Source organism: Acidiluteibacter sp., from assembly GCF_055129545.1.
On record NZ_JBSRUB010000014.1, the window covers coordinates 108,256 to 131,678 of the forward strand.

Here is a 23,423-nt window from a genome sequence, read left to right on the forward strand (position 1 = left end):
TCAAAACACTTACGAATCAGCATTTTTTAAAATCAATTACTTCCCCTCACTTACTTTCTTACCGTCTTTATATACCATTGATTTTAGCACTTTTCCTTCACGTTTCGCATAGTAGATAAACTTTCCATCAGGGATTCCATCTTTGTAATTCTTTTCACTAGCAATGGTTCCGATTTCATGATAAGTAAGCACCTTTCCATCTTGACGACCTTTCTTATAAGTTGCTTCCATTTCTTTATTTCCATTGTCATAAAAGTATTCCCACTTCCCCACTTGAATTCCATCGGCATAACTTCCTTTGTCTTTCACAGTGCCATTTTGGTAATAACTTATTCTTAACCCATTTGGCTTCCCTTCCTCATAGTTTTGATCCAATTCCTTTTGTCCCTTTTCATTCCAAAAGCTCCACATTCCTGACTTTAAGCCATTCGCATAGGCTCCTGCATATCGCTGTTTTCCAGTACTAAAAAAACCAGTCCACTCTCCTGACATTAAACCAGAAGTGTAAAACCCTTTATCCTTTGTTTGTCCATTTTCAAAATAGGAGACCCAACTTCCTTCTTCTTTTCCCTTGTTAAAAGCCCCTTCCATTAATTTGGATTTATTTTCATACCAATACACCCAATCCCCATCTTTCAAATCGGCCTTATAATCTCCTTCCTTCCAAAGCGTTCCATCTTCATAATAATACTTCCAATTCCCCGTTTTTTTATCTGCTTTAAAAGTCCCTTTACTAATTACATTTCCATTGGTATTAAAATAATAGATCCATTCTCCATCCTGAAGACCATCTACAAAACTTCCATCCATATCCTTTTTGCCATCCTTTAGGAACCATTCCCAGCTGCCACTTTTTTTGCCTTCAGCATAAAACCCATTGATGCTCAATACTCCATTCATAAAATATTCTCGATAAGCACCTGACTCTACATCATTTTCATAGGTTATTTCTTTTGCCAACTGTCCCTCCTGATAAAAATGACTCCACTTACCAACTCGCTTACCCGCTTCATATAATGCATTCAATTTAATAACGGTAGTCAACAAATGGTAAGTTTTCCAATTTCCATCTTTTAGTCCGTTTTTAAATTCACCAACTTCAATCAAATTTCCATTCTCGGAAAAGAATTCCCATTTCCCACTTTTCAGCCCATTTTCATAAAATCCTTGTTCTTTAATATTGCCATTTTCATAGTAAATCATCCATTTTCCACTGCCGTTGGCCACTAATTGCTGTCCTTTATTGGAATAAAAATCTTTCAAGATTGAGCCCTTTTCATTGTTATTGAAAATCGCTTTCATTGTTCCATTGGGATAATAAAACACCCAATCGCCCACTTTGTTATCTAAATCATACTCCCCTTTTTGCTCTAGCTTTCCTTCTTCCGAGTACCATGTCCAATTGCTATCTAGGAACCCCATATTGTATAAACCAGTCTGTTTTAGTTTGCCATTTGGATAATAAGATTCGAAAGATCCATCCATTTTAGCTTTGTAGAAATTACCGATTTCACTTATACCAGCATCAGCATAGTAATTTTTGAACGGTCCGTCAAAAATTCCATTTCTGTAGGTTACTATTTGTTTGAGTTTTCCATCTTGGTCATAAAACTTCCAGGCGCCTTCTTCGATTCCTCCTTGTTTCATTACTCCTTTGGCTTTCACTTTTTGATTGCTCCAATAATAGGTGGTAGTATCTGTTTGCGAAAAAGAAGTCAGGCAAAACAATAAGGAAAGTATTAAAACAGAAATTTTCATCATGATGTTATTTTAGAATACAATTGAGTTCGATTACAAATTTATCTAATTGACAAGGTCTGAATACTTGTTAGAGCAAAATGTTTTAAACTAACTTTTATTAATATAATTGCTACAATAGATTTTAGGTTCTTAACTCAAAGCTTCAATTAACGACAATTATTATATATTTACATGACTAATCACTTATCTCTATAATAATCAAACTAATTAACGTAAAACCTACAATCATGACTCCCACTGTACAGCATGCAAATAAGCTCAAGTATTTGTTACTCATTTTAATTTCTACTTTGATATTTTCATGTGACAAGAGACATAGCGACAGCACATTCACATTTGATTTAATTAATAATACATCATCAGACTTATATTTTATCGGCATTAAAACAATCAATAATCAACTTAATGAAGAGATTATAACTTTTACCGACAATCAAATAATGATAACCAAAGGTGCTCGATTTAGTAAAGCCAGACCAACTCCTATAACTTATGACTCACTAATAGTAATATTTAACGATACGGTGAGGGTAACGCATTCACCCTATTTGGACACTAAATACACTCTTGAAAAGAACATCTACCTAGAAAGCTCTTGGGAAAAGATTAACCAAGATGACAATCTATTTCAGGAGTTATACATTTTCAACGAAGCCTCTTTCCACGAAGCACTGAAAATAAATGGTTATTAAGAATTGGAGATAATACCTATTTGAATTAAACTAGAAATAGTGTTCTTTTACAATTCGAAATGGGAAAAACGATTATCATAGGACATAGAGGGGCAGGAGGTGAAGCACCCGAGAACACTCTAGCCGCAGTAAAACGCGGTGTAGAAGTAGGTGCAGATAGAATTGAAATTGACATTAGATTGACTGCTGACAAAAAGGTGGTGGTGCTGCATGATCGATCGTTGAGACGCATCAATGGAAGTATTCGTCGCATCAAAAACATGACATATAATCAACTAAAAGACGTTGATTTTGGGAGTCACTTTTCAGCCAAATTTTCAAATGAAAGATTACCACTTCTGGAAGAGGTGATTGAAGCAACTAAAGGCAAATCAACCTTACTCATTGAACTAAAAAACAGGAGAAATTATCACCCTGGATTAGAAGAATTGTCTTGGCAGATCGTAAAAGATATGAATGCTGAGAACGATTGCATTTTCCAATCTTTTGATGACAACTCCTTGTTTGATTTACGAGATATGAAAATCAGCTCACCCATACACAAACTGTTCAGCACATTTGTACCAATAAAACCTTATTATGCAGGAAGCAACCTACATTATAAAAAGTTCAAACGGTATGATTTTGTGGACGAGGTAGGTTTAAAGCAAGGCTACATCAACCGAAAAGTAGTCAACAAGATTCATCAAATGGGAAAAAAGGTGAACGTTTGGACTGTGAACAATCCCGACAAAATGAGAACCTTAAATGCGATGGGGGTGGATGGAATTATTACTGACTTTCCAACCATTGCCATACAAACCCTTCGATAACCCTAAGCACTAAAATTTGATTGTTTATTCTTGCTTTTAGCAGATTGCTTATTGCTTCTAGGACTCAACAATCGATCTGAAATTACGTCCTTGTAAAAGAAATAATAGATTGGAATATAAGCCAACAATGTCAACCAAATCACTTCTTGATAATTGGTGTCTCTATAAGTGTAGTAACTAAGGTATGCCATTACTGACCAAATCAATACATATCGATTACCATTCAAGAAAACTGCAAATAAAACTAAGGTAGATAAGTACCAAGGATGGACAACTGTTGCCAAAAAGAAATAAATAGTGACCACTAATGTTGCTTTTGAAAATATGGTTTTAAACCCTTTTCCTAGTTTTTTAAACGAAACCCATAAAATAAGTCCAAAGACTGTAATACTTAAGAATGGGCCAATTATTCCTATTTGATTGTAGGAAGTCAACCAAAATCCAACCTCTCGAAGCACATAATAGACACTTGCATTAAACTCAAAGTTTTGAAAATACAAGCCAATACTATTGCCGATGTGGAGTATGGCAACTTCAGAAATGTATGGGTAAAATAAAATAAAGCATGAAAGGATCACTACTAAAAAGTACTTCACTGACTTTTTAGCTCCTAACAATGGAATCAAAAGTGGCAATAGTAGCAATGGAATCAACTTCGTACAAATGGCAAAAGACATCAAAATTGCGGAATAAATCCATTTGCCTTTTTGAAGTTGGAACAGCGCAGCCACAATGAAAAAAATCATAATGGCTTCGATGTGCACATTACCTGTCAATTCTATTATTACAAGTGGATTCAATGCATAAATCAATACTGCTTTTCTCGAAATATTAATCAAGTAAAGCAGTTTTGACAACACCACTATGGTCCCAATTTCTGCTAAAAATATAAATATGCGCAATACCACCACTGAACCCAAGATATTCCCATTCCCAATATAGGCGCTGATCATAAATAAGTATTGACTAAAAGCTGGGTAAACGGAATAATATTCAGGCGAATTTAACCGACTGAAGAAGTCTGCGGTAAATCCACGATCATTTGAAAAGGTCATTTGCAGCACCTCTGCTGGTTTTTGTAGGTATGGATTTACTTCATTTACTGACAATAGGCCATCCCAAATGAACCGATAAAAATCATCGGAAAGTTCGGGTAAACTAAAGATAAAAATGAATCGAAAGGCAATGGCCATCCACAAAATTGGATAGTCATTAAACAGTTGATGGTTGGGTTGAAAACGAGCATCCTGCTTGCTATATGCCAAGTAAATATAACCTCCAAATAGAGCAATAATCGAAGGAAATAGAAAATACCATTCTTCTCGTTGGAGGTAATATGCGATCAAAAGATAGATGAGCCCTGAGCCAAAAACAACTATTGCCTTTTGCCAAGTCAGTTTCATGATACTGTTTTAAATGAATGAATTATGGAGGTTAAAGATACAAATCCAAATCCAAATACCAACATTATATGAAATGGCAACAAACCATAATCGTTATAGTAAATACCCAAGACTATTGCTCCTATAAAATAGAAGGTGAGCAGCAATTCAAGTAAAATCAATGAAGAAAGCGACTTTTTGATGTATACATTACTCTTCCAAGACTGTGTTTTATCTTTCAAATTAAATTTAGGCGTTCTGATAAACGGCGTTTTTTTACCAATATATCCTTCTATAACAGCAATGGCATTGTGCAATGAAAGCCCCATACTTACTGACAGAAATAAAGGAAATAAACTGAAAAAATACTTTAAAGCTTTCCACTTATTCGTGTAATGTTTTGAGATAGATACCCAATAAAAAACACCTAAAATTGGTAAAGAAAGAATAAATACACTCCCAATTTTAAACAACCACTGGTATTGTTCCATATTATTTTTTATGAAAAGCATCGGTACTGATAGTAGGGCGACCAAAACAATACAAATAAATACAGCACTGTTCATTAAGTGGAAGATGGCATTCACTTTTGTTCCAAACCCTAACTCTTTTGCAACTAAGACCTTTCCTAAATTCTTACGCGCACACTCTGCAGCTCCTTTTGTCCATCTAAACTGCTGCGTTTTGAGTGCATTCATCTCTGCTGGCAATTCTGCTGGAGCGCCAACTTGCTCCCTATATTGAAACTTCCATCCTTTCAATTGTGCTCTGTAACTCAAATCTAAATCTTCAGTCAAAGTATCCGATTGCCAACCACCTGCATCAACGATAGCCGTTTTACGCCAAATGCCTGCAGTACCATTAAAATTCATGAAGTGACCAGCATTATTTCGACCTCCTTGTTCGATGGAAAAATGAGCATCCAACCCAAAAGCCTGTAATTTGGTTAACAAAGAATAATCTTTATTGAGGTGTTCCCACTTGCTCTGCACCATTCCTACTTTCGGATCTTCGAAGGCGGAAAGCATTTTCAATAAAAAGTCTGGATTCGGTAGAAAGTCAGCATCAAAAATGGCAATAAATTCACCTTTAGCTTTCAACAAACCTTCAGCCAATGCACCTGCTTTAAATCCTGAACGATTCACTCGATGAATGTGCTGAATAGAAAACCCTTCATTAATATATTGCTGAATCTTCCTTCGCACAATATCCACTGTTTCGTCCGTACTGTCATCTAAAATCTGTATTTCCAGTAATTGCTTTGGATAATTGAATTTTACGACCGCATCAATCAATCGTTCCACCACATACAATTCATTAAACAATGGCAACTGAACAGTCACCATTGGTAGAGCTGAATTTAACTCCAACACTTTATCTGCGCCACGTGATTTTTTGAGGTAGCTATGCACCAAATAGATCTGGATAATGCTGTACGTAAAGATAAAACCCAGTGCCAATCCGTAGAGTACGATAAAAATAAGTTCTAAATGCATTGCTTCCATCCGACTACCTCCAAGCGTATTTAAAGATGGTTGTAATTATTTTATAGCCCGCCAAAACGGTTCCTTTAACTGTTCCTGAAACTTTGGAGTGACCAATTCTTTTCTTGTAATTTACTGCTACTTCAGTTGTCCTCAACCCTCTTCTAGCAGCCTTTACTTGCATTTCTACAGTCCAACCATAAGTTTTATCTTCCATATTCAAAGCTACCAATCGGTCATATTTTATTGCCCGAAAGGGACCCAAATCGGTATACTCCACTTTATATAACCAACGAATCAAAGTGGTCGCTAATCGATTTCCAAACACCTGTGGAATCGTCATTGAACCTCCTTCTCGGTCTCCTAATTCTCGCGAACCGATGACCATATCAGCTGCTCCATCAATAATTGGCTGAACCACTAATGGCAACTCCTCTGGATAATCAGAATAATCAGCATCCAAAAAAACAATGATAGTTGGTTTATTAGACAATTGGGCGACGTATTCCATTCCTTTCAAACAAGCACGCCCGTATCCTTGACGCGGCTCCTCTAGAACAGTAGCTCCCGCCTTCAACGCATTTTCAGAAGTAGAATCGGTAGAATTATTATTGACTACGATTACTTCTCGCACCCAATCTTTTGGAATGTCATTCACCACTTTACCCACCGAATTTTCTTCGTTAAATGCGGGTATGATTACTATTATATCGGGTTGCAAAATTTTCTAATTTTATAGATTCGGCTACAAGTCATCTCTCAAGCGCACGCCATCGTTGCCAAAAGTAAATATACTTTCATCATTAAGGCGACCTTCTTCAGCTCCATTTTCTAATTTTAACACCCCTCTTGGACAAACAGCCGAGCAAATGCCACAACCTACGCAAGAAGAACGAACAATATTCTGACCACGCTGAGCGTACCATTTCACATCAATTCCCATTTCACAATACGTTGAACAGTTTCCGCAAGAAATACATTGCCCACCATTGGTGGTGATTCTAAATCGAGATTTGAATCGCTGAACCAAACCTAAATATGCTGCCAAAGGACAACCAAATCGACACCAAGCTCTATTTCCTAAAATTGGATAAAACCCTGTACCAATAACTCCTGCGAATACAGACCCGATAGCAAATCCATACCATTCACGAATTTTATAGGTATCCATTCCTAGAAAGTGATTGTCTCCTGTAATGTATGCGTAGATGACTGCAACGGTCATAAAAATGGCAAATACCAAAACCGTATGAATCGTAAAACGCTCCAGCTTCCATGCTTTTAATGACTTGTCCGACAAATGCCTAAACTCATCACCAGCAGTTTCTGCCAATCCACCACAACCACAAACCCATGAGCAATACCAACGTTTTCCGTAGAAATAAGTGATCAAAGGAACACCAATAATGAACAAGCTAAAAGACCAAAACAGCATGAAATACCCAATGAACCCATTGGCCAAATATTCATCCAATCGCCATTCAAAAAACAAGGTATAATCTAATGGGAAAATGTTTTTCAAGTCATACGCTGGCAAATTCAATCGTGCTAAAATATCGGGAATGATAAACGCAAACGACGTCTGAAAAAACATCACTGAGATAGTTCGTACAATCTGATATTTGTTGTGGCGATATTTTTTGATGAAACGAATCCCCATTGTCAGAATAGCGATGGTATATAAAAATCCATATACAAACCACTGACTCGAAGGATTTCCACTTAATGATTCACTCAATGGATCCAACATCAACGCCCACTCGGCGATGTACATCGGATACCAATACAATAAAATGTAAAATAGAATCAGAAATCCGCCTAGTGTCATTCCTATCCAACCACGGCTTTTCCATTTACTGAAAAAGACGCCATTGTTTTTAATGCCGGCATGACCGATGTAACTGAATAAATTGGTCAATACAGCTCCCAAAATTCCTATTCCGAAGGTGAGCAAAAACCACAATGTTCCATTACTTTCAATTGGCCCTAAAGCGGATTTTTTTGTGAAGTAAAAAAGCAATTCTTTTTGATTGTAAATCACTTTATCCCACTCTTGATTTTCTTTATAACCAACATTTAATGCTTCTATTTCCGCATTAATATCGCTTACAAAAGCCCATTTTGAAGCATAGTTATGATCCACTACTTCCGCCAAAGCTTCAGTCAAAATAGTAGCTTGCTCCTCATTTTGAGCATTATTTAAAATTGTTTCTTGAGTCAATGTGTAGGAACTGATGAACAAGCTCCCAATAAATGCTATAAATCCAATAGCGAACAAAAACAGTCCGATGCGTTGAATAATTTTCATGTTTAACTGTTTAATATTTTAGAAAGTAGGTTGGCGATTCGTCCACTTTTTTTCATTTTTAAAACCAACTGTTTATTGAATTGCTGGTTGTATTGATCCAACAACTCTTGTTCAAAAGGCGCAAAAAATTCAGGATCGAAATTGGCCCCTCCAAAATTTTGAATCACCGTATCAATTGACGTTTTATTCTCAATCCAAGCATTGCACACTTCGTGACGCAATCGGATGCCGAAAGTATTTATACCTAATAAAGCATTGGTATTTTTATCAAAAACCAACTTCACCAACCGGTCTTTTCCTTTTTGTTCCCAACAAAATACAGCCTCGTTTTCTTTTGGCACATTCCAAACCCAACCATACGTTTGGTATTCAATTTCAAAAAACTTCGCGGAATTAAACCAGACACCAGGCTGATAAGCCATGCCCTTTCCTGTGATGGTTTGAGCAACGGTTTCCCCCATCATTTTACCAGTGTACCATACTTGCTCAATGTTTTTTCGATCAGTGGGATGTTCGTAAAACTCGGCGCAGTCTCCAATTGAATAAATGTTTGGGACATTCGTTCGTAGAAAATGATCCACCAACACCCCTCGATTCACTTTAATTTTGGAGTCCTTTAAGAATTCAATATTTGGATGAACACCAACTGTCAGTCCTAACAACTCGCATTCAATGATTCTTCCGTCTTTGGTTTTGATCGCCTTCACTTGTCCATTCCCGTCATCTATTACTTCATCCAACTCTGTGTTGAATTCTATCTTCACTCCATTTGATTGGATGTGATTGGAAATTAATTCTCCTTCCTCTTTGGGTAAAATTCCTCCCCAAAAACGTTCTTCTCGAACTAAAAAAGTAACTTCAATGTCTCGCGTCTTCAGCATCTCAGAAAGCTCTACTCCTATCAAACCACCGCCTACAATGACTGCATGTTTGGTTCTTTTTACGTTTTCTTCCAACAACTCTAAATCTTGCCAAGAATACAATCCTTGCACTCCTTTTAAGTCTTGCCCTTTCCACCCAAACTTATTTGGCGCACTTCCCGTGGCTATAATCAAGTCGTCATATTGGATGGACTCACCGTCTGAAAATACCACACAGTTTGAGTCAGCATCTACTTTTTCTACCCAACCAAATTTTAAATCAATTCGATTCTTTTTCCAAAATCCATCTTCGTAAGGCTTAATGTTTTCATATTTCATATGCCCCATAAAAACATACATCAATGCAGTTCGAGAGAAAAAATGCTCCGTCTCTCCTGAGATGATCGTGATTTTAGATTCTGATTTTTTGCGAATATGCCGTGCAGCAGTGACTCCTGAAATTCCGTTTCCAATAATGACTATGTGACGCATACTTGTTTATTTATTGCAAAGAAAAGGGGAATGTTTATTATTTACTGTCATTTTACAGACCAAATGCGGTGCAAAATGTTATTTTATTAAATTCAAACTAAAGCTATAAATATTGTAATCAAACACTACTCTTAGCTTATGTTCATTTGGCTTGATCCAAAATGAACCAAAAAATCAAGTCTTTGAATAAAAGAAATTATCTCTCTTTATGAAACTCAAGATCGGCGCAGTGATTTCCTCTTAAAATCGGAACTTCTCCGTCTCTCTAAAGTTTCACCTTGAGCTATAATTCATTTTCTTCAAGGACAATCATCAAAGTCATCGATATAAGTATATCTTTAATTGGAAGAACTCATATTGCTATGAGCTTCTTAAAACACAAAATCTAACTTTTATCTGACAACATTGATTATTTTTATAAACTGCAATATAACATTTTTAACCACTCCTGAATTCTTATCATTGCATTATGATTAAAACATTTTCTCCAAAATTATTTTTAGCTTTTATCCCAATTTTAATTGGCATCATATACTTCCAATCTACTGATTACAATTACTTAATCAACTACGATGACGACGTATTGATTTTCAATAATCAATACGTTCAATCGTTGAGTTGGGAAACAATTCAAGGAGTTTTTTCAAATTTCATCGAAGGATTGTACCACCCAATTACGACATTATCTTGGGCGTTGGATTGGAAAATTGGAGGCGGAGAACCTTTTGTTTTTCACCTCACCAATATATTGTTCCATATTTTGAATTCCTTTTTGGTGTACTATTTTATCCGAAAGATCAATTCAAATGCTTTCCTTCCAATTATCGCGGCTTTACTTTTCGCTGTGCATCCCATGAGTGTGGAGAATGTGGCTTGGTTGAGTAGCCGAAAAGATTTGTGTTACGCCTTTTTCTTTCTGTTGGGATTAATCGTTTATGCCAAACGAAACCATCAAGAATCTCCGACATTGAGCTATGTCTTGAGTCTCGTATTTTTCTTGCTCGCGCTGTTTAGTAAATCGGCGGCAGTGACTTTTCCTATTGTTTTGCTGATTATTGATTACTACCAAGATCGAAAGCTATCTTTCAAAACCATCTTAGAAAAAGTGCCATTTTTTGCACTTTCACTTCTTTTCGGAATCATTAATATCAAGGCGCAACAGTCCATCGACTTTATTCAAAGCATGCAGGAATATTCCATTTTTGAACGAATCTCAATGGTGAGTTATTCCATATTGTTTTATCCACTAAAAAGTCTTCTTCCATTTGATCAATCTGCGAAGTATTTCTACCCTCTAGCAGGTCAATTGGAATGGATTTATTTCGCTGCTCCATTTGCATTGATGGCATTGGTGGCGGCTATTTTCTTTATAGGCAGAAAAAACAAACTACTCATTTTCTCAAGTTTGTTTTATTTAGTGAATATTCTATTGATTGTAAAGATACTCCCAACAGGAAACGACATCGTAAATGAACGTTACGTGTACATCGCCAACATCGGTTTATTCTTGCTGATTGGACAGTTTATTGTATCCCTCGCCACCAAAATCAATGCTAAAAAAGTAGGACCTGCTATCGGAGGAATAACGTTTATCTTAATTTCATTTTATTCAATAAAAGCCTATAACCGAGTGGAAGTATGGGAAAGCAGCGAAAAATTGTGGACGGATGTTATTTTCAACTATCCAAAAGAAGCCATTCCTTACAACGAAAGAGGACAAGCACTTTACCTCAACAACAATTACGATGCGGCATTTTTAGACCTAAACAAAGCACTAGAAATTAATCCAACTTTAGATTTAGCCTACACCAATCGAGCTAACATTTATTTGAATAGAAATGAAGCCAAAAAAGCATTGGAAGATTACAACAAAGCCATAGAATACAAAGGAGCCGATGCATTGATTCTGGCGAACCGTGGAATGGCAAATGCCAATTTGGGAAACATAGAGGCCGCATTAACCGACTTTAATGAAAGCTTAAAACTAGACTCATTAAATGCAGAAGCATACAACGGAAGAGCCATCGCCAAGGCACAAACGGAAGACTATAAAGGTGCAATTATAGACTTTAGCAAATCACTTGAGATCAAACCCAACCAACATTCGGTGTACAAGAATAGAGCGTTGGCTCATTTCTACTTAAAAGAGTACGAAAAAGGCATCGCCGATTTGGATCGCACTCAGGAATTAGAACCGATGGAAGATCGAAAATACGTCATCTACAAAGGGCGTCAGTTGACCAACATTGGTGCGTTTGATTATGCATTGAAGCATTTCGATGACGCCATAAAAACCAACCCTAAAAATGCTGAAGCGTTGTATTATCGTGCAGATGCGAAACTAGGAATGAAGGATTCTCAAGGGGCCATTGAAGACTACTTAGAAGTGATTGAAATAGTCCCACAAAATGCGAGTGCCCACAACAATTTAGCTAATGTATATTGGTCGATTGGAGACAAAGCAAAAGCGTGTTTGTCATGGCAAACGGCAACCGGATTGGGAAGCAAGGCTGCGGCGAATGCGCTGGAGAGTAAGTGTGATTAGGTTTAATTGTGAATGATTAAGGGTTAATTGTTAATTGCCTGACAGCGAAAACTGTTAGCGCGGACTTGCAGTCCGTGAAAATAAGCGTGAAGGAGGAGAATACTTTTTGTCCGTTTAAAGAAATCATGAGGATTCAGTTGGGATAATTCCTGTTGTGATTTTTAGCAGAAGTTGGTAGTTAAAGGAGCATTGACATATTAAACTTTTCAAAAGTTTGAAACTTTGGAAAAGTTGATGCCATAACATCAGCTTCGAAGGATGTTCTAAAAAAGTCTTCGCGAACAAGTTATAGTGCTAATAACGCCTTTGACTACCCTTCGACGATAAAGCTCAGGATGACAAAGGTTTTTGCACCACTGTATTAATTTAGAGCATTTCTATATCTTAGACAAATACTTTTATCCCCCTCCCACCCCCATAACCTTTATTTAAATTTGCACTATCTAACAATTGATTAGTTTTGCAATGCATTTCGATGCAATCAAATAATCATTAAAAGAAAACAAGCCGAATGGCAAAGAGAAAATTTCAACCACCTTCATCGATAAAAAACTATTCCAAAGCAATTTTGGACCTTTTTAGAAGTGAACCCTCAAAAATATTCAACTACAAACAGATTTCTAAGCGACTAAATATCACCAAGCCTTCTGTGCGTAAGATTGTAAGTAAAATTTTATACGAACTAGCCGACGAGGGTAAGCTAGAAGAAATAGACTTGGGAAGATTTATCATTACCAAAAGAGCTAGAGAAGTAATATTAGGAACCGTTGATATGACGGCTTCTGGAGCAGCATACATTGTTCCGAACGACGAGAATTTAGATGACATTTACGTGGCTTCTAACCGCACCGCCAATGCTATGCATGGCGATGAAGTGGAAGTTGCCATTTTAAAAGTGAAGAAAAGCGGAAAGGCCGAAGGAGAGATTGTACACATTGCGAAACGTGCGAAGGTAGAATTCGTAGGAACAGTGCAGATGAACAAGAGCTTTGCTTTCGTTATTCCTGACGATAGAAGAGTGCCTGCCGACATATTTATAGACAAAGAGAAATTAGGAGAAGCGAAGGATGGCGAAAAAGTAGTCGCTAAAATCACCGACTGGCCAGAGGGAGCAAAAAATCCGTTTGGTGTGATCATCAAGGTGCTTGGAATGCCTGGAGACAATGAAACAGAAATGCATTCTATCTTGGCAGAATACGGTTTGCCGATTCATTTCCCTAAAAAGATATTGGATGCTGCAGACAAAATAGATACTAAGATTACCCAAGACGACATCAAACAGCGAAGAGACATGCGGGAAGTGACTACTTTCACCATTGACCCTTACGATGCAAAAGATTTCGATGATGCCATTTCTTATCAAGAATTAGAGAATGGAAAAATGGAAATCGGTGTGCACATTGCCGATGTAGCGCACTATTTACAAGAAGGTTCTCCATTGGACAAAGAAGCTTACGAAAGAGGAACTTCGGTTTATTTAGTAGATCGAGTAATTCCGATGTTGCCAGAGGTGCTGTCGAATTTTGCTTGCTCATTGCGACCAAATGAAGACAAATTGTGTTTTTCTGCCGTTTTCGAAATGGATAAAGAAGGAAATGTTTCCAACGAATGGTTTGGCCGAACGGTGATTCATTCTGACAGACGTTTTACTTACGAAGAAGCACAAGAACGCATTGAATCAGGAAATGGAGACTATTCTGACATCATCTTAAAATTAGATGGAGTAGCCAAAAATTTGAGAAAAGAGCGTTTTAAACATGGATCGATCGACTTTCATTCATTAGAAGTGAAGTTCGAATTGGACAAAGATGGAAAACCAATTGGCGTTTTCTTGAAAGAACAAAAAGATGCACATCGATTGATAGAAGACTTTATGCTGTTGGCCAACAAAAAGGTGGCAGCGTTTGTTGGAATGGAGAAACAAAAAACGAATAAAAAACCATTTGTTTATCGGATTCACGAAAGTCCAGATCCAGAGAAATTAGAATTATTTGCAGGATTCATCAAGAAGTTCGGATATGGAATTGACATTACTTCCCCGAAAGGAGTGAGCAGAACCATGAATAAATTGATGGAAGACGTGAAAGGAAAAGGCGAGGAACAATTGATTTCTCAGTTGGCTATCAGAACCATGTCTAAAGCGGTTTATTCCACCGATAATGTAGGTCATTACGGATTAGGATTTAAATATTACACTCACTTTACTTCACCAATTCGTCGTTATCCAGATGTAATGGTGCACCGATTATTGCAACATTACCTGGACGAAGGAAAAGCGGTAAACGAACAAGTTTTGGTTGAGCAATGTAAATATACCTCAGACCGAGAAAAGTTAGCCACTGAAGCAGAACGAGCTTCGATTAAATACAAGCAAGTGGAATTCATGAAGGACAAAATTGGTGAGATCTACACTGGAGTAATTTCTGGCGTAAGCGATTTCGGAATTTTTGTGGAAATCATAGAGACCAAATGTGAAGGTTTAGTCCGCTTAAAAGCGATGACTGACGATCATTATATCTTCGATGAGAAAGACTTCGCAGTCAAAGGTAAGCGAAAAGGCACAGTACTTCGCATGGGAGATGAAGTTACTATTAAGGTTTTGAAAGCTGATTTAACGAAGAAACAACTTGATTTTGATTTGATTGACTACTAAATAAAATTTATTTCATTTATTATGCTTACATATCAATTTTTTCTCTAATTTTGCCCGCCAATTTAAGAGGAAGAAGAAATGAATGAATTTGACTTCAGAGAAATCGCGACAGCAAGCATGGTTTTGTTTGCTGTTATCGACATAGTAGGATCGGTTCCTATTATCATTGATCTGCGTCAGAAAGTAGGAAAGATAAAATCTGAAAAGGCGAGTATTGTTGCTCTTTTCATCATGATTGCTTTCTTATTCATCGGAGAGTCTATTTTGAGTTTGATCGGCATCGACGTGAGTTCGTTTGCTATTGCAGGATCATTCATCATTTTCTTTTTGGCTCTGGAAATGATTTTAGGAATCCGTTTGTACAAGGACGACATTCCTGAGACTGCTTCTATCGTGCCGATTGCATTTCCTTTGATTGCGGGAGCAGGAACAATGACCTCTTTACTTTCGTTGAGAGCAGAATTTGCAACTATTAACATAGTCATTGCAATATTTCTAAATATGGTCGTTGTATATGCAGTGCTAAAATCCTCTAGTTTGATTGAGCGAGTGCTTGGTCCAGCTGGAATAGCAGTTTTAAGAAAGATATTCGGGATAATCTTATTGGCAATAGCCGTTAAGTTATTCAGAACCAATATGGGGGTATAATAGTTAGTTAGATTAGTTAGTTAGATTAGTAGTTTTTAGTGTAAAAAAACAGCCGTAGTTCGCCCCCGTTCTGCGGCTGTTTTATTTAAGGGGTATTAGGCCACATTTTTATTGCTGTATAATTTTATCTTCTTCAATTCCTCTTCCTTTTTTTCTCTCTCTTCTTCAATGTCATAATCATCCTGAAGCCCTAACCAGAACTTAGCAGAATTTCCAAAGTAAATACTTAATCGCAATGCTGTATCCGCAGTAATTCTGCGATTCCCTTTTATAATTTCTGAAATACGGGTCTGCGGAATCTGACAGTCTTTAGAAAGCCGATAAGCAGAAATTTGCAATGGCTCTAAAAATTCGAAGTTTAATACTTCACCCGGATGTATATTTTTTAGCTTTTCCATATTGTTGTGTTTTTAATGATAGTCAGTTATTTCTACGTCGTTTGAATTACCGTTAGTCCATTTAAAAATTATACGCCACTGTTTATTAATTCTTATGCTGTAAAAATCAGCCAAATTTCCAGCCAATTTTTCTAAACGGTTTGAAGGAGGTATTCTAAGATCAATTATATCTTGAGAGTTATTGAGCATTCTTAATTTCCTCCTTCCAATACTTTGTATATCAAGAGGCAACTTTTTCACTCTTTCTCCTTTCCATATTTTCTCAGTTTCTTTTGAACCAAAGGATAAAATCATACGCTTAACGTTACTAACGTCAAAGGTAAGTATTTTTCCTAATTCTCTTATTCATTTCCACTCCCAAACATTTACTGGCACCATTCTGTTAGTTACCTTTGACCTTCAAATTTCAAGCAATGGCAAATCTTTTCAAGAACAAAGCGGATCAACAAGTCAAAATAGGAAAACCAAAGTGGTTGAAATCCAAAATTTCATCAGGCGAAGAGTACAAAAAACTCAAGAACATCGTGGATGAAAATAACCTTCATACCATCTGCCAGTCGGGAAAATGCCCGAATCAAGCAGAATGCTGGGGAGCAGGGACGGCTACTTTTATGATTTTGGGAAATACCTGTACTCGCTCTTGCCAGTTTTGCAACGTTGCCACTGGAAAAGGAGAAGAATTAGATCCATTTGAGCCGTTAAAAATTGCTCGTTCTGTTGAATTAATGAAACTACAACATTGCGTGATTACTTCGGTAGATCGGGATGATTTAGCAGACGGTGGCGCCAACGCTTGGAAAAAAACAGTGGACTTGATTCGAAAATACAATCCTGCCACCACCATAGAAACTCTGATTCCCGACTTTAAAGGCGAATGGGAAAACTTACAATACATCATTGATGTGAAGCCAGAAATCGTATCACACAATATAGAAACGGTGGAACGCATCACAAAAGAAGTGCGGATTCAAGCCAAATATTGGAGAAGTATAGAGGTGTTGGACCGATTGAAAAAAGGGGGAATTCAGCGCACGAAGTCTGGTATAATGGTTGGCCTTGGAGAAACCAAAGCCGAAGTCGTAAAAACCATGAATGACTTGCGAAGTGTAGATGTAAACATTCTGACTATTGGTCAGTATTTACAGCCTACAAAAAAGCATTTACCAGTTTCTGAATTTGTACACCCAGATGTATTTGCGGAGTATAAAACCATCGGAATGGAATTGGGATTCACTCATGTAGAAAGCGGCCCTTTGGTGCGCTCCTCTTATCATGCAGAGCGACATATTTAATTGCTATAAAAAACGGGCTTTCATCTTCGAAATAAACAATTGCTGCACTTCTTCCATCGGAATGGTTCTACCCAACTCTTTTTCTAATGATGTCACCCCTTTGTCGGTCAATCCACAAGGAACGATGTAGTCGAAATAGTCGAGGTTGGTATTGACATTAAAAGCGAATCCATGCATGGTAATGCCCATGCTCACTTTAATTCCAACCGCACAAATCTTCATCGGGAAATCAGTATCAGCGCGCAACCAAACACCACTCGCCTCAGTAATTCGTTCGCCCTTCAGGCCATAATGCGTCAAACAATCAATGACACACTCTTCCAATATTTCCACATACTGACGAACGCCCATACCAAAATGTTCCAAATCTAAAATCGGATAACCTACCATTTGCCCAGGCCCATGATACGTAATGTCACCACCACGATTGGTCGCCACATAAGTGGCATCTACTTCTTCAGGTTTTACTTTTAAATTACTGACATCTCCAGACTTTCCTAAAGTAAATACATGTGGATGTTCCAACAAAATGAGGGTATTGAAATCATCTATTCCATCCTGCTTTTTGGCTAATTTTCGATCAAATAACTCTTCTTGAAGTTGAAGCGCTGACAGATAGTCTGTTTGATTTAAAATCAGCTCATTGAAATGTTTGCGTTTCATAGGTTTCACAATAAAAATCGGAAGAGTGAGTTTGTTTTATTAATTTTCCACTTGATGAAAAAGACGTTCCCCATTTACTTTTTGTTGCTTTCAATAGGTTGCTTTATCTATTCTAATTCAAAAGCACAACAAATTGAATTTGGAACAAATTTACAAGTTTATACGAGTAGTCCTAATCGAATGTATAAAGAACAATTTATACCAGATGTGCTGAATAAAGCGGACTATACCACTAACATTACCTACAGCAATGTGCCTAGCTATGCGGTAGGCGTTTCACTCCGAAAAGCCATTCAAGAAAAATGGGGACTTTATTTCAACACTTCTTACGAGTGGATCCAACTGCAGTTTACAAACAATATACGACCAATTAATGAGCCCGAAATATTCGAGATCAAGCAAGAATATCGATTGCAATACTTGACGCCAAATGCGATGATTGGATATTTTTTCAAAGGGCATCGAAAAACTTCCCCCTACTTGAAAGTTGGTGGTGCTGCACACTTTTTATTGAATCAAAAATATACTTCTGCTCCATATGTTGAGAGCCCTTCCGAATTTAATTCTACCTTTGTTTCCCTCATGTGTGAATTTGGAACCCGATTATTATTGAAGAATAAACAAGCGATAGAATTGGCTTTCCTCATTGATGCAGATATTAATGGTTTTGAAGGCAGTAGAAATGATGAATATCGATTATATTCCAATCCTTCCACCTTATTTTCTGCTGGATTACGCGTTCATTATTTCCCTTTTAACTGATTTTTAAACTCTCATTTTTGCCAAAAATTACAATTTATACAGATGGCTCAGCCAAAGGAAATCCCGGACCAGGAGGTTATGGCATTGTTCTTTTAAGCGGCCAACACCGAAAGGAAGTTTCTGAAGGTTTTAAACACACCACTAACAATCGCATGGAATTGCTAAGCGTGATTGTCGCTTTGGAGATGCTGAAACACCAACCAAGCGATGTAACTATTTTCACTGATTCTAAATATGTAGCGGACGCAGTTGAAAAAGGCTGGGTATTCAATTGGGTAAAAACTAATTTCAAAAAAAAGAAAAACAGTGATTTGTGGAAACGATTTTTACTGATTTATCCCAAACACAATGTGAAATTTCAATGGGTAAAAGGGCATGCAGGAAATCCTCTAAACGAAAGATGCGACCGTTTAGCATTTGCGGCCGCATCTCAAGATAATTTAAATTCTGATCGTTGGTTTGAAGAAAACCAAGACCAATCTTAGTTCCTCGCCATTGACTTGGTGATGATTTCCAATATTTGCGAATTGGTTTCTTTTGCCTTCACCTCTATTAGCGCATCGTCTACTTTATTCAATATGCGTTGGATTTCTTTCTGCTGATTTTTCAATTCAGCCTTGGCAGTTTCATCAACCGTATTGTCTATTTTTTTAGACGTTTTCATTAAATCTGACGAAAGTGATTTTCTCATTTCTAATAAGGCATTCGTTCCTTCAATTCTCATCCACCATGCATTTTCAATGATGGCAGAATTCTTAAATGTTGGAATCGATTTCTCTTTTGAATTCATGCTTTGCCCTTTGATATAAGTTGCATAACCACTCAAAATAGCATAACGATCAAATCCGCTTACTTTGGTCATTGCAGACTCGTAGAAATTAATGTGGGCTGCATCTGTTTCCGTAGAATAGATCAATGAAATGGTCGCCATTACATCAATATTTTCTAGGTTTTCTAATTCTTTTGCTGCCGCTAAACCTTTCTCTTTATCGCTTTCGTACAATCCATAAAGAGAAGATCCTACCACGACATATGAAGAATCATTTAGTCCTCGAGTATAGACTTCTTTTACATCTCTCGTTTGCTCAAATTCTTCAATTAATAACTCTGTTGCGCTGGCTCTTACACTTGAATTTTCATCGTTTTTTGCCATCTCTATTAAGCGACTCCTAGTAGTTGCTAATTTTAATTTTACAGCATTTTCCATGCAATCAATTGCCAATAGTCGAATTCCCCAGAATTCATCTTTTGTCGCTGTCAAAATAGTTTGAATAGCCAAAGAGTCTTTGGAATCCATCAATGCAGTTAGTGCTTCTTTTTTGTCGTCATACAACTCCCCAACTTCATATAATTTGATCCATTCCTTTGTGGATTTCTTGTTGTCTTCCTTTTCACAAAGCAAATATTTCTCGGCATCAAAGTTTACCAATACTGGTGCAGTTTCTGATTTAAACTCAAAAATCTGACGCTTCTCTGTCACTACAATATTATGGCGTTTTACTCCGCTTTCAGTGTAAATATCCACTGCAACAGGCAATCTGTAAAGCGGTGTATTCTTTAAATTCTGTGTTTGCTCTACGGTCACAAATTGTAACTTTAAATCTTTGTCATAAGCGTAATCCAATTTTAAAGTAGGGTGTCCGCTAGATAAAAACCATTGGTTGAAAAACCAGTTTAAATCCTGCCCACTCACCTTTTCCATTGCCAATCGCAACTGGTGAATTTCTACCGCTTGAAATTTATTGTCTTCCAAATAAATCCTCAACCCTTCAAAGAAAACCTCATCGCCTAAAGTGGTGCGCAACATGTGTAATATTCTTCCACCTTTAGCATAACTGTGGCTGTCAAACATGTCTTCTTTCTCGTCGTAATAAAAACGAATCAAGTCAACTTGCTTGCGCTTCGATTCTCTCAAATAACTCTTTAAATCTTGTGCGTTGTGATAGTCAGCCCAAGTTTTACCATTCTTGTATTCTCTCCATAAATATTCTCCATAAGTTGCAAAAGACTCATTCAACGGCAAATTCGACCATGACTCACAGGTTACTAAATCACCAAACCAATGGTGAAACAACTCGTGAGAAACAACATCCTCTGCTGAATTATCAATTAAGTATCGGCTATCTCCTTGAGCAAACTCTCCGAAAATAACCCCGGTCGTATTTTCCATCGCTCCAGAAACATAATCTCTAACGATAATCTGATCGTATTTTTCCCACGGATATTGAACTCCCAATCTTTCTGAAAAGAAGTTTATCATCTCAGGAGTATGTGGAAAAATTTCTTTCGCATATTGCTCATACTTTGGCTCTACATAATAGTTCACACCAATGTTTTTCCATGAATCCTCTACAATTGCAAAATCACCCACAGCCATCATAGCTAAATAAGGAGCATGCGGCAATTTCTGTTTCCAATAATCAGTTCTAGTTCCATCTCCATTCTCTGTTTGAAACATCAAAATACCATTTGAAAGGGTTACATACTGCGTGTCAACAGTCATGTAAATTTCTTGAGTCATTTTCTCATTTGGTGCATCTATGGTTGGAAACCAGCAAGAGCTCGCTTCGGTTTCTCCTTGCGTCCAAATTTGCTTTGGCTTATTTGCTTCTTCTCCATTTGGATTGATAAAATACAATCCCTTATCAGAAGTAATAGCAGCACTTCCACCTTCTGCCAGTTCGTTAGGCTTAGCGATGTAATTGATCGAAATCTGATAAGTATCTTTTCTAGTATATGTTTTGTCTAAGCTGATTTTTAAATGCAACTTATCGGCATACTCATATTTCAATGGCAGTTCAGAACCATCTTGAGCAATTAAAATAACTTCTTTCACTTCAAACCCTTTTGCATCCAACACCAGAGAATCGGTAGGTAAAAAATAAGGCGTGAATGTCAAATGAGCAATCCCATATAAATAGGCTTTTGTCCAGTCAAATTTCACATCCAATTTGGTGTGCAATAAATCATTTATCCTAGTTTCGGAAGGTTGATAATCTAATTTCTTGGCCGGTGTAACGATTACTTCATCTAAGTTTACCTCTTCGATTTTGTTCTTATTCAACAAAGAACAAGATGCTAGAAACAAACTCGAAAGGATGACGATTGAACTTTTTCTCATTGTAAATTTTCTATTTTATGAATCAACCGTCAAAGTTGGCTAAACTTTCCCGATTTTCAAACTAATCCAATCCAACTAAAGGAATCCAATAAAAAAATTTACTTTTGTTACATGACACAAGAATTGACCGTCCACAGCAGCAAAGGCAAGTCGCATAAAGTTCAATTTGAAGATGCTACTTTCCAAAAAGGAACCATTGACGACCAGTCGTTTGAATGGCAGGTAGAAACGATTAATAGCAAAAGTTTTCATGCGATTAAGAACAACAAATCATACCGAATAGAGGTATTGGAAGCTGATCCAAAAACGAAAGCTTATTCTATTAAAGTAAATGGCAAAAGGATTGACCTAACCATAGAGGATCAATTCGATAAATTACTGCATAAATTAGGGTTAGATAATCTAGATTCCGCAAAAATTTCAGAAATGAAAGCCCCTATGCCTGGTTTGGTGTTAAACATAAATGTTGCCGTAGGTGATACTGTAGCTGCAAACGATGCTATTATGGTTTTGGAGGCGATGAAAATGGAAAATGTTTTGAAATCGCCAACAGAAGGTGTAATCAAATCAATAGAAGTAGAGAAAGGAATTGCTGTTGAGAAAAATCAAGTTCTCATCACGTTTGAATAATTCACCTAAACTAAAATCAACGAAAATGAACAAATCACTATTTAAAGTAGGAATGATTGCAAGTGCACTTTTTTTAAGCGCTTGTGGCGGCAACACAACAGAAAATGCTGCTGAAGAAACAATAGATACTACTGCTGCAGAAGTAATTGAAGAAACTCCAAAAGCAGAAGGCAGTATGACCCAAGACGGAATTACGATTTATCCGGCAGATATTGCACAAGACTTTCCTGAAGCAAAATTGATGTTAAACACCCCAAAAGATGGCGCCAAACTAAAGGCTGGTGAAAATCAATTTGATTTTAGCGTAGCCGATTATGAATTGGCAGTGCAAACTGGAGATGCAATGAATAGACATTGTGCCAACTCTGAAAAAGGACAACACATTCATTTTATTTTGAACAACGCTCCATATTTGGCGAAATACGAACCGAGCTTCAAAGCTGAATTAGGCGAAGGAAATAACGTAGTATTGGGTTTCTTATCTCGCTCATATCATGAAAGTATTAAGAACAGTACTGCTTTTGTTTTGAAGAACTTTCCAATTGGAAAAGTAGAAAACAAATTTGACGAAACGGCTTCGCATTTATTTTACAGCCGTCCAAAAGGAGAGTATTCAGGAAAAGATGCTGAGAAAATTCTATTGGATTTTTACTTAATTAATACCGAATTGTCTCTTGAAGGGAATAGAGTTCAGGTAGAGATTAATGGCACTTCATTTTTAATCGACAAATGGCAACCTTATTTTGTAGAAGGATTGAAAGAAGGAGAAAACACATTCCGAATTAAATTGATTAGCGCTGATGGTGGACCAATCGAGGGTCCATTTAACGATTCAGGCGACCGAGTAATTACAATTAAGAAATAGAATAAATTCCAATACAACAAAAGGCCTTTTCGTTATGGGACGAAAAGGCCTTTTT

General features: G+C 37.0%; 20 protein-coding genes. 10 read left to right on the top strand and 10 right to left on the bottom strand.

From position 1 onward, the window contains the following. Positions 1 to 36 precede the first annotated feature (36 nt). Positions 37 to 1,761, bottom strand: coding sequence for a toxin-antitoxin system YwqK family antitoxin (locus ACTB0X_RS09340; RefSeq protein ID WP_463024745.1), 1,725 nt, complete (start codon positions 1,759 to 1,761; stop codon positions 37 to 39). Positions 1,762 to 1,988: 227 nt separating this feature from the next. Here ACTB0X_RS09340 and ACTB0X_RS09345 point away from each other — a divergent pair, with 227 nt between their 5' ends. Further along, positions 1,989 to 2,453, top strand: a complete 465-nt coding sequence (locus tag ACTB0X_RS09345) for a hypothetical protein (protein ID WP_463024746.1) — start codon at positions 1,989 to 1,991, stop codon at positions 2,451 to 2,453. A 59-nt stretch (positions 2,454 to 2,512) separates the two neighbouring features. Beyond that, entirely contained in the window at positions 2,513 to 3,265 is a 753-nt protein-coding gene (locus ACTB0X_RS09350; protein WP_463024747.1) for a glycerophosphodiester phosphodiesterase, read from the top strand. Between the two features lie 2 nt (positions 3,266 to 3,267). Here ACTB0X_RS09350 and ACTB0X_RS09355 read toward each other — a convergent pair whose 3' ends face one another. The 5 genes from ACTB0X_RS09355 to ACTB0X_RS09375 are packed head-to-tail and all read right to left on the bottom strand — an operon-like array spanning position 3,268 to position 9,791. After that, positions 3,268 to 4,668 (bottom strand): hypothetical protein, encoded by a 1,401-nt coding sequence (locus tag ACTB0X_RS09355; protein ID WP_463024748.1) that lies wholly within the window; start codon positions 4,666 to 4,668, stop codon positions 3,268 to 3,270. Next, entirely contained in the window at positions 4,665 to 6,143 is a 1,479-nt protein-coding gene (locus tag ACTB0X_RS09360) for a cellulose synthase family protein (RefSeq protein WP_463024749.1), read from the bottom strand. Before ACTB0X_RS09360 ends, ACTB0X_RS09355 begins: the two co-directional genes overlap by 4 nt. 13 nt (positions 6,144 to 6,156) lie before the next feature. After that, positions 6,157 to 6,852: a glycosyltransferase family 2 protein gene (locus ACTB0X_RS09365; protein ID WP_463024750.1), complete on the bottom strand. Its 696-nt coding sequence runs from the start codon at positions 6,850 to 6,852 to the stop codon at positions 6,157 to 6,159. A gap of 24 nt (positions 6,853 to 6,876) precedes the next feature. Further along, complete coding sequence (locus tag ACTB0X_RS09370) at positions 6,877 to 8,439, bottom strand: 4Fe-4S binding protein (protein ID WP_463024751.1); 1,563 nt, start codon at positions 8,437 to 8,439, stop codon at positions 6,877 to 6,879. A 2-nt stretch (positions 8,440 to 8,441) separates the two neighbouring features. Further along, complete coding sequence (locus ACTB0X_RS09375) at positions 8,442 to 9,791, bottom strand: NAD(P)/FAD-dependent oxidoreductase (protein ID WP_463024752.1); 1,350 nt, start codon at positions 9,789 to 9,791, stop codon at positions 8,442 to 8,444. Positions 9,792 to 10,260: 469 nt separating this feature from the next. Between ACTB0X_RS09375 and ACTB0X_RS09380 the strand changes: the two genes are divergently transcribed. The 3 genes from ACTB0X_RS09380 to ACTB0X_RS09390 all read left to right on the top strand — a co-directional run bounded on the left by ACTB0X_RS09380 (position 10,261) and on the right by ACTB0X_RS09390 (position 15,637). Further along, positions 10,261 to 12,336 carry a tetratricopeptide repeat protein gene (locus ACTB0X_RS09380; RefSeq protein ID WP_463024753.1) on the top strand — a complete coding sequence of 692 codons (2,076 nt, stop codon included), beginning with the start codon at positions 10,261 to 10,263 and terminating at the stop codon, positions 12,334 to 12,336. 511 nt (positions 12,337 to 12,847) lie between these two features. Further along, positions 12,848 to 14,989 (top strand): ribonuclease R, encoded by a 2,142-nt coding sequence (rnr, locus tag ACTB0X_RS09385; RefSeq protein ID WP_463024754.1) that lies wholly within the window; start codon positions 12,848 to 12,850, stop codon positions 14,987 to 14,989. 78 nt (positions 14,990 to 15,067) lie between these two features. Beyond that, a complete protein-coding gene (locus ACTB0X_RS09390) occupies positions 15,068 to 15,637 on the top strand; it encodes a MarC family protein (protein ID WP_463024755.1) in 570 nt (189 codons plus the stop codon). A gap of 95 nt (positions 15,638 to 15,732) precedes the next feature. On the opposite strand, the gene ACTB0X_RS09395 is transcribed toward ACTB0X_RS09390, so the two are convergent. Together ACTB0X_RS09395 and ACTB0X_RS09400 are read right to left on the bottom strand one after the other, a co-directional pair. Further along, positions 15,733 to 16,035 carry a HigA family addiction module antitoxin gene (locus ACTB0X_RS09395; protein ID WP_463024756.1) on the bottom strand — a complete coding sequence of 101 codons (303 nt, stop codon included), beginning with the start codon at positions 16,033 to 16,035 and terminating at the stop codon, positions 15,733 to 15,735. A 12-nt stretch (positions 16,036 to 16,047) separates the two neighbouring features. After that, complete coding sequence (locus ACTB0X_RS09400) at positions 16,048 to 16,329, bottom strand: type II toxin-antitoxin system RelE/ParE family toxin (protein ID WP_463024757.1); 282 nt, start codon at positions 16,327 to 16,329, stop codon at positions 16,048 to 16,050. A 119-nt stretch (positions 16,330 to 16,448) separates the two neighbouring features. Between ACTB0X_RS09400 and lipA the strand changes: the two genes are divergently transcribed. Beyond that, positions 16,449 to 17,327, top strand: coding sequence for a lipoyl synthase (gene lipA / locus ACTB0X_RS09405; RefSeq protein ID WP_463024758.1), 879 nt, complete (start codon positions 16,449 to 16,451; stop codon positions 17,325 to 17,327). A 3-nt stretch (positions 17,328 to 17,330) separates the two neighbouring features. On the opposite strand, the gene lipB is transcribed toward lipA, so the two are convergent. Continuing rightward, on the bottom strand, positions 17,331 to 17,990 hold the full coding sequence (lipB, locus tag ACTB0X_RS09410) for a lipoyl(octanoyl) transferase LipB (protein WP_463024759.1): 660 nt from the start codon (positions 17,988 to 17,990) through the stop codon (positions 17,331 to 17,333). A 54-nt stretch (positions 17,991 to 18,044) separates the two neighbouring features. Here lipB and ACTB0X_RS09415 point away from each other — a divergent pair, with 54 nt between their 5' ends. Both ACTB0X_RS09415 and rnhA read left to right on the top strand, forming a co-directional pair. Next, a complete protein-coding gene (locus ACTB0X_RS09415; RefSeq protein ID WP_463024760.1) occupies positions 18,045 to 18,752 on the top strand; it encodes a hypothetical protein in 708 nt (235 codons plus the stop codon). 17 nt (positions 18,753 to 18,769) lie between these two features. Further along, positions 18,770 to 19,237 (top strand): ribonuclease HI, encoded by a 468-nt coding sequence (rnhA, locus tag ACTB0X_RS09420; protein ID WP_463024761.1) that lies wholly within the window; start codon positions 18,770 to 18,772, stop codon positions 19,235 to 19,237. Here the strand turns inward: rnhA and ACTB0X_RS09425 are convergent. Then, a complete protein-coding gene (locus ACTB0X_RS09425; RefSeq protein WP_463024762.1) occupies positions 19,234 to 21,873 on the bottom strand; it encodes a M1 family aminopeptidase in 2,640 nt (879 codons plus the stop codon). The two genes, rnhA and ACTB0X_RS09425, sit on opposite strands and share 4 nt — an antisense overlap. Positions 21,874 to 21,984: 111 nt before the next feature. Here ACTB0X_RS09425 and ACTB0X_RS09430 point away from each other — a divergent pair, with 111 nt between their 5' ends. Further along, entirely contained in the window at positions 21,985 to 22,503 is a 519-nt protein-coding gene (locus tag ACTB0X_RS09430; protein WP_463024763.1) for an acyl-CoA carboxylase biotin carboxyl carrier protein subunit, read from the top strand. 25 nt (positions 22,504 to 22,528) lie between these two features. After that, positions 22,529 to 23,368 carry a hypothetical protein gene (locus tag ACTB0X_RS09435; protein ID WP_463024764.1) on the top strand — a complete coding sequence of 280 codons (840 nt, stop codon included), beginning with the start codon at positions 22,529 to 22,531 and terminating at the stop codon, positions 23,366 to 23,368. Positions 23,369 to 23,423 lie beyond the last annotated feature (55 nt).